At 69.3% G+C, this 8,321-nt stretch carries 4 protein-coding genes and 1 pseudogene; 2 read left to right on the top strand and 3 right to left on the bottom strand.

Features of this window, described 5'->3' with window-relative positions:
• A pseudogene (gene pstB, locus LI92_RS17875) lies at nt 1-215 on the top strand (phosphate ABC transporter ATP-binding protein); the annotation flags it as partial.
• Between the two features lie 67 nt (nt 216-282).
• On the top strand, nt 283-4,197 hold the full coding sequence (gene hrpA, locus LI92_RS17880) for an ATP-dependent RNA helicase HrpA (protein WP_046321268.1): 3,915 nt from the start codon (nt 283-285) through the stop codon (nt 4,195-4,197).
• On the opposite strand, the gene phoU is transcribed toward hrpA, so the two are convergent.
• From phoU to dusB, 3 genes are all read right to left on the bottom strand, one after another.
• Entirely contained in the window at nt 4,186-4,854 is a 669-nt protein-coding gene (phoU, locus tag LI92_RS17885; protein ID WP_046321270.1) for a phosphate signaling complex protein PhoU, read from the bottom strand. The genes hrpA and phoU overlap by 12 nt on opposite strands.
• A gap of 54 nt (nt 4,855-4,908) precedes the next feature.
• Complete coding sequence (locus tag LI92_RS17890; protein WP_286135178.1) at nt 4,909-6,981, bottom strand: LCP family protein; 2,073 nt, start codon at nt 6,979-6,981, stop codon at nt 4,909-4,911.
• Between the two features lie 244 nt (nt 6,982-7,225).
• Nucleotides 7,226-8,320, bottom strand: a complete 1,095-nt coding sequence (dusB, locus tag LI92_RS17895; protein WP_286135179.1) for a tRNA dihydrouridine synthase DusB — start codon at nt 8,318-8,320, stop codon at nt 7,226-7,228.
• Nucleotide 8,321 lies beyond the last annotated feature (1 nt).

The raw sequence follows: 8,321 nt of genomic DNA on the forward strand, positions 1-8,321 counted from the left end.
CAGCGTCAGATGTGTATACGAGACAGGAATACACCATTGTCATCGTCACTCACAACATGCAGCAGGCGGCGCGGGTGAGCGACCAGACGGCGTTCTTCAACTTGTCCGGCGCCGGTAAGCCGGGCCGGTTGATCGAGATCGACGGGACCGAGAAGATCTTCTCCAACCCGACTTTCAAGGAAACCGAAGACTACATCTCCGGCCGCTTCGGCTGACCGCGGCACGGTCGCCGCAGCGCGGCCGGCTTGGCCGAGCCGGCTGGGCGCGCCTATCCTTGCCGGAGTGTCCGAGCCGTCCGTAGCACAGTTGCGCACGCAGCTCGACGGCCTCACCATCCGCGACGCCGCATACTTCGGCCGGCGGCTCAAGGATCTGCGCGGCAAACAACCGGAGAAGGTCCGGCAGCTGGCTGAACGGATGAGCGCCGCACAGCGGCTGATCGCGCAGCGGCACGCCGCGGTACCGGCCATCGGCTACCCCGACCTGCCGGTCAGTGCCCGTCGCGACGAGATCGCCGCGGCGATCAGTGCCCACCAGGTGGTGGTGGTGGCCGGTGAAACCGGCTCGGGCAAGACCACCCAGCTGCCCAAGATCTGTCTGGAACTCGGTCGCGGAATCCGGGGCACCATCGGCCACACCCAGCCGCGGCGGCTGGCCGCCCGCACTGTCGCCGCGCGCGTTGCCGAGGAACTGGCCAACCCGCTCGGCGACGTCGTGGGTTATGCGGTCCGATTCACCGACCGGGTCTCCGACCGCACCCTGATCAAGTTGATGACCGACGGCATCCTGCTCGCCGAACTGGAACGCGACCGGCGGCTGCTGCGCTACGACACCTTGATCATCGACGAAGCCCATGAGCGCAGCCTCAACATCGACTTTCTGCTGGGCTACCTGCGCGAGTTGCTGCCGCGCCGCCCGGACTTGAAGGTGATCATCACTTCGGCCACCATCGAACCCCAACGTTTCGCGGCGCACTTCGCCGGATCCGACGGTGCCAGCGCGCCGATCGTCGAGGTGTCCGGCCGCAGCTATCCGGTCGAAATCCGCTACCGCCCACTGGAACTGCCGGTGCTCGGCGATGCCAGCGACGACCCGGACGACCCGGACCACGAGATCATTCGCACCCAAACCCGCGACGAGATCGAGGCCATCGCCGATGCGGTGCACGAGCTTTCCGCCGAACCGCCGGGCGACATCCTGGTGTTTTTGTCCGGCGAGCGTGAGATCCGGGACACCGCAGAAGCCCTCGGCGGCCTGCCCAACACCGAGATTCTTCCGCTGTACGCGCGGCTGTCCACCGCCGAACAGCAGAAGGTGTTCGCACCGGCGCGCACCGGCCGGCGGATCGTGCTGGCCACCAACGTGGCGGAGACCTCGCTGACGGTACCGGGAATCCGTTACGTCATCGATCCGGGCAACGCCCGGATCTCGCGCTACAGTCGCCGGCTGAAGGTGCAACGGCTGCCGATCGAGCCCATCTCGCAGGCTTCGGCCGCGCAGCGCAGCGGCCGGTGCGGGCGCACCGCTCCGGGGGTGTGCATCCGGCTCTACAGCGAGGCGGACTTCGAGGCTCGCCCGCGCTACACCGATCCCGAAGTGTTGCGTACCAACCTGGCTGCGGTGCTGCTGCGGATGGCTTCGCTGCGGTTGGGCGCGGTGGAAGACTTCGGGTTTCTGGACCCACCCGACGCCCGCAGCATCCGCGACGGCGTCCAACTGCTGGTCGAGCTCGGTGCCTTCACCGCGCCCGGGGAGATCACCGACGTCGGCCGCCGGCTCGCCCGGCTTCCGGTGGATCCGCGGCTGGGCCGGATGATCGTGGCGGCCGAGACCGAGGGCTGTGTGCGCGAAGTGCTGGTGCTCGCGGCCGCGCTCACGATCCCAGACCCGCGCGAGCGGCCCATCGATCGTGAGGAGGCCGCCCGGCAGAAGCACGCCCGGTTCGCCGACGACGACTCCGACTTCATCGCCTACCTCAACTTGTGGTCATATCTGTCCGAGCAGCGCAAGACGCTGAGCGGCAGTGCCTTCCGCCGGATGTGCCGAAATGAGTTCTTGCACTACCTGCGAATCCGGGAATGGCAGGACCTGGTCGGTCAGTTGCGCAGCATCGCCGGAGACGTCGGCATCCGTGACACCGCCGACAAGCCGGCCGAACCCGCGGCCATTCATGCCGCGCTGCTGGCCGGTCTGCTGTCGCACGTCGGGATGCGGCGTTCCGACGGCCGCGAATACGCCGGGGCGCGTAACTCGAAATTCGTTCTCGCCCCCGGCTCGGTGCTGGCCAAACGGCCGCCGCGCTGGACGATGGTGGCCGAACTGGTGGAGACCAGCCGGTTGTTCGGGCGGACCGCCGCGCGCATCCAACCGGAGACGGTCGAACGGGTGGCCGCCGATCTGGTCCAGCGCAGCTACAGCGAGCCGCACTGGGACGCCAAGCGCGGCGAAGTGATGGCCTTCGAAAAGGTGACGCTCTACGGCCTGCCGCTGGTCACGCGCCGGCGGGTCGGCTACGCCCGGGTGGAACCGGTGGTGGCCCGCGAGATGTTCATCCGGCATGCGCTGGTGGAGGGCCAGTGGACGGCCCGGCACCGCTTCCTGGCCGACAACGCGGCGTTGCGCACCCAACTGCAGGAGTTGGAGGACCGGGTTCGGCGCCGCGACCTGATCGTCGACGACGACACCGTCTATGACCTCTACGACGCCCGGATTCCCGCGGAGGTGGTGTCGGCACGACACTTCGACAGCTGGTGGAAGCGGCAGCGGCAGGACACACCGGAACTGCTGACCTTCACCCGCGACGAGTTGCTGCGCACCGGCGAGACGCTCGGCGCCGATCGGCCGGACAGGTGGGCGACCGCGGATCTCGCGTTGCCGTTGAGCTACCGCTTCGAGCCGGGCGCCGCCGACGACGGGGTCACCGTCCACGTGCCGATCGACGTGCTGGCCCGGCTTGGAGGTGACGAGTTCGCCTGGCAGGTACCCGCGTTACGCGAAGAGCTGGTCACCGCCCTGATCAGGTCCTTGCCGAAGGAGTTGCGGCGCAACTTCGTGCCGGCACCCGACACCGCCCGCGCAGTGTTGTCGGTCATCGGCACGTCGACCGAGCCGCTGCTGGAGGCGCTGGCCGGCGAACTGCGCCGCCGCACCGGGGTGCTCGTGCCGGTCGACGCCTTCGACATGAGCAGTGTGCCGGCGCACCTTCGGGTCACCTTCGCGGTGGAAGCCGCCGACGGCACCGAGCTGGCCCGCGGCAAGGATCTGGCTGCCCTGCAGGAACGACTGTCGGCATCGGCCCGTGAAGCGATCGCCGATGCGGTCGGCGCGGAGTTGGAGCGCACCGGGCTGCGCGGCTGGCCGGACGACCTCGACACCCTTCCGCAGACCGTCCAGCGGGTGGTGGCCGGACGTGCCGTGCGCGGTTTTCCCGCCTTCGTCGACGCCGGCGGCGATGCCGAGCTGCGGGTGTTCGCCACCGAGGCGCAACAGCGCGGCGCGCTCGGCCCCGGCATCCGCAGGCTGTTGCGGTGTGAGATCCCCTCTCCGGTCAAAGCGGTTGAGCGTCAGCTCGATTCGCAGACGCGCCTGATGCTCAAAGCCAACCCGGACGGGTCGCTGCAAGCGCTGATCGACGACTGTGCCGACGCTGCCACCGACGCCTTGGTCCCCGCGCCGGTGTGGACGCGAGACGAGTTCGTCGCGCTGCGCAAGCGAGTGGCTGCGGCCCTGGTCGCCACCACGACCGACGTCGTCACCCGGGTGGCACAGGTGCTGGCCGCCGCGCGGGAAACCCAGGTGGCGTTGCCGGCGCAGCCGCCGGCGGCTCAGGCCGAGTCGATCGCCGACATCACCGGGCAGCTGGAGGCATTGCTGACACCCGGGTTCGTCACCGCCACGGGGCGCGTACATCTGGGGGACCTCACCCGCTACCTCGCCGCGATACGCCGCCGGTTGGAGCAGTTGCCCCGCGCGCTGCAGGCCGACCGGGACCGGATGGCGCGGGTGCAGGGCGTGCAACAGGCCTACCAGGACCTGCTGGCGGTGCTGCCCGCGGCACGTCGCCAGGACGCCGCGGTGGGCGAGATCGCCCGCCAGATCGAAGAACTGCGGGTGAGCCTGTGGGCTCAGCAACTCGGAACCCCGCGCCCGGTGAGCGAACAGCGGATCTACCGGGCGATCGACGCGCTACTCGCTTGACGGCAGGGTGTGCTCGTCCGGGAACTTGCCGGTGGCCTGGAAGATCACCCGGCGGGCGACCTCGACAGCGTGATCGGCGAACCGCTCGTAGAACCGGCCGAGCAGCGTGACGTCGACGGCGGCGGCTACGCCGTGCCGCCACTCCTTGTCCATCAGCACCGAGAACAGATGCCGGTGCAGGTCATCCATCGCGTCGTCTTCTTCGCGGATCCGGGCGGCCTTCTCCGGGTCCCGCGACAACAGCACCTCTTGGGCGCTGTTTCCCAGCTCGACTGCGAGCCTGCCCATTTCAGCGAAGTAACCGTTCACTTCCTCGGGCAGTGCGTGCTGGGGATGCCGACGGCGGGTGATCTTGGCGACGTGCAGGGCCAGGGCGCCCATCCGGTCGATATCGGCGACCATCTGAATGGAGCTGACGATGGCGCGCAGGTCCCCGGCAACCGGTGCCTGCAACGCCAGCAGCACAAACGAGCTCTCCTCGGCGCGGGTGCTCATCGCGGCGATTCTCTCGTGATCGGTGATCACCTGTTCGGCCAACATCAGGTCGGCTTGCAGCAGGGCCTGAGTGGCGCGTTCCATGGCTGCCCCGGCCAAGCCGCACATCGTGCCGAGCTGTTCGGCGAGATCCGAGAGTTGCTCATGATACGCGGTTCGCATGCCCTCAAGACTAGCCGTGGACGGCGGTCCGCGTGGATCGGGCGGAGCCGGATGCTACTCGCAGGTGGTGTCGGCGGCGTTGGTGACGGTCAGGTCGTCGGGGAGTTCGGTCGGCTCGGCACTGGTGTTGCGGGTGAGCTGGACGTTGATCTGCGAGCCGCTGGCCGCCGGCTTGGTCACGGTGCGAAAGTCCGATCCCAGGACCACTCGCACGATGTTGCCCAGTCCGCTGACCCGCTCGATGGGAGCGTCTGACAGCGCCGAGGACACCGTCGCCGCCGCCTGCTCGTTGCCGGGGGAGAACAACACCTTGGTGGCCTTGACGGTGCCGGGATAGTCGTCGGCGTTGTCGACGTTGAAGCCCCACTGCTGCAGGCGTTCGGAGGTGCCGCCCGCCAGGCCGGCCTGCTCGGTGGCGTTGGAAACCCGCACGTTGACCTCGGTGGGTGAGGTGGTGACGGCGCGCACCTGCTCGCTGACCGGCTTGGCCGGCGACTCCGGCGACTCGGGTGCCGAGGTGGCCGGGGCCGTCGGGCTCAGCGCCGTGGTGGTCGGGTCGGAGGTGGCGTTGTGGTCGTTCTCGCCCGGCAACGGGTCGTCGTTGATGATGGCGTCGAACAGGGCCCGGACGTCGTCCATGCGCGGGACCTCGTCGCCGTTCTCGTCGGTCTCGCTGGTCGGCACCGTCACGAACGTGATGTGCCCGGCGGCGACTTTCTGCAGCGACTGGCCGAGGTTCACCAGGTCCTTGGTGGTCACGTTGTCCACCGAGCTGTCGCCGATGAACATGTTGACCACGTTGTTGAGCTTGGTCGGGGAGAAGAAGGTGTTGGTGGAGATCAGCGAGCGCAGCAACGACGACAAGAACAGCTGCTGGCGTTTGATGCGGCCGTAGTCGCCGTTGTCCTCGGTGGTGACGTGGCGGGCCCGCACGTAGTTCAGCGCGGTCGCGCCGTTGACCCGCTGGCGTCCGGTGTTCTCCAGCACACTGCCCAGCACCAGGTCGTACAGCGGGCTCGGGGTGCACACCTCGACGCCGCCCAGGGCGTCGACCATCTTGCCGAATCCGACGAAGTCGACCGCCATGAAGCGATTGATCGCCAGCCCGGACAGCTTCTGGATCTCCTTGACCAGACACTTCGGGCCGCCGAAGGCGTACGTCGAGTTGAGCTTCGTCTCGGTGTAGACCAGGTCGCTGCCGTAGCTACCGGTTTCCTCGTCGTAGACCGGACCGTAGACCCCGGTGGCGGAGTTCCACGCCTCGCACTGGATCGGGGTGATCGCCAGATCCCGTGGGAACGAGACCACCACCACGCGTTTACGGTTCGCCGGGATGTTGACCAGCATGATGGTGTCCGAGCGGGCGCCCTCGGCGTCGTCGGTGGTTCCGGCGCCGATGCTGCTGTTGGCGCCGGCCCGGGTGTCGGCGCCGACGATCAGGAAATTCTCATCGCCGTACTGGCCGGCCGCGTCGAGGATGTCGTGCGAATCGGGATCAAGGGCGCTGATGTGGTTGAGGCTGCGATTCTTCGAGCTGCTCCACTGCCAGGCCGAACCGGTCAACACCAGGGCGAGGATCGCCAGCATCGCCGCGGCGGCCCGGCCCGCGGCCTTGGCCCGACGGTGCGGCGTGCGCGGTTCGTCCTCGTCCGGTTCGGCGTAGCGATACGGGCCGACCGGGTCCAGGGCAATCTCCGGCGCGATGTCGGGCAGCTGGGTGGTCGCGGCGAATTCGTCCCAATCGGGGCTGTCGGCCGGGTCCAGCGACGTGCCGTGAATAAGGCCGAGGTCGGGCACCTCGGAGGGGTAGGCCGCCGCGGCGATGTCGGGCAGCCCGTCGGGCGGCTCGGCGACATCGAGCGCGGGCGCGGCCGGCGGCTCGGATCCGGGGGCGGGCCCATCGGTCTGCGTCGGCCCCTCGGGAGGCAGGGCCGCGGCGGCCCGGCGCTGGCTGCGGCCACCGGAAGGCGGAGCGCCGGCGTTGACCTTGGCGATCAGGTCGGCAACGCTCACCGAGCCGTTGCCGGCGTCGCGTCGACGCGCCGGGGTGCGCCGGTGGGAGGCAGGCACGTCCGCCGGGTCCCGCCAGCGTTCCCACGGCGCGGGTCCGGGCGGCGTTATCGTCATCAGCTGATGGTCGCCGTCGTGGCCCTCCGGCGTCCCAGGGCCAGGAGTGGCGTTATCGCCGTCACTCATGTCCTCAGGGGCCTCCGAGTCCTCGGGGTGCGTCGCTCGCACCTCGGCGCGGTGCGGGGGTCGGCATGCGTTCCGCACCAGCTTCTGCTCCGGCAGGGACGACCCCTGCCGGGAACAACAAGTTCCTTATTCTACTGAGAACCTTCTAGACACGCGATGTCGACAAAGTCTCATTTCAGCCACCCGAATGCATAATGTCCGCCCCCGCAGGCACGGCACAGTCGTCGGGGTCGGCCAGCCACCCTTCGGGCAGGGTGACCTTGGCCGGCGACCCCTGGCGTCCGCGCGGCCCGGTCGCAGCGGCCGGGAAGGGGATGGCTGCGTCCAGCTGCGCCAGCAGTTCGTCGAGCTGCGCCAGCGTGGTGACCAGCGCCAGCTCGCGCCGCAGGCCCGAGCCGGCCGGGAAGCCGTGCAGGTACCAGGCGATGTGCTTGCGGATCTCGCGCATGCCCTTGTCCTCGCCGAAATGCTGCGCCAGCAGCTGGCCGTGGCGGCGGATGATGTCGGCGACTTCGCCCAGCGTGGGCGGGGTGGGGGCCGGCCGGCCGGCGAAGGCCGCTGAGAGCTCGCCGAACAACCAGGGGCGCCCGAGGCAGCCGCGGCCGATGACCACACCGTCGCAGCCGGTGGCCGCCATCATGGCCAGCGCGTCGCCGGCTTCGAAGATGTCCCCGTTGCCCAGCACCGGTATGGAGCGCACCTGCGCCTTGAGTGCGGCGATCTGCTCCCAGTCCGCGGTGCCGGAGTACCGCTGCGCCGCGGTCCGGGCGTGCAGCGCCACCGCTGCGGCCCCTTCGTCCTCCGCGATACGCCCGGCGTCGAGGTGGGTGTGGGTGGCGTCGTCGATCCCGATCCGGAACTTGACCGTCACCGGGATGCCGGTGCCGGCCGCGCCCCGGACCGCGGCCGCGACGATCTTGCCGAACAGCCGACGCTTGTAGGGCAGCGCCGACCCGCCGCCCAGACGGGTCACCTTGGGCACCGGGCAGCCGAAATTCATGTCGATGTGGTCGGCCAGGCCCTCCTCGGCGATCATCTTCGCCGCGGCGTAGGTGGTGTCGGGGTCGACGGTGTAGAGCTGCAGCGAACGGGGGGACTCGTCGGGCGCGAACGTCGTCATGTGCAGGGTGGCGGGGTGCCGCTCGACGAGTGCCCGCGCGGTCACCATCTCGCAGACATACAGCCCGCTCACCGTTCCGGCTCGGGACCTCTCGAGCTCGCGGCACAGCGTTCGGAAGGCCACGTTGGTCACGCCGGCCATCGGGGCCAGC

It is taken from the genome of Mycobacterium sp. UM_Kg1, from assembly GCF_000972925.1.
GTDB lineage: Bacteria > Actinomycetota > Actinomycetes > Mycobacteriales > Mycobacteriaceae > Mycobacterium > Mycobacterium hiberniae.

What these genes read in the sequence shown, in the direction of transcription:
- phoU (WP_046321270.1), bottom strand. Translation starts at nt 4,854, where the DNA reads ATGCGAACCGCGTATCATGAGCAACTCTCGGATCTCGCCGAACAGCTC.
- LI92_RS17890 (WP_286135178.1), bottom strand. Translation starts at nt 6,981, where the DNA reads ATGACGATAACGCCGCCCGGACCCGCGCCGTGGGAACGCTGGCGGGAC.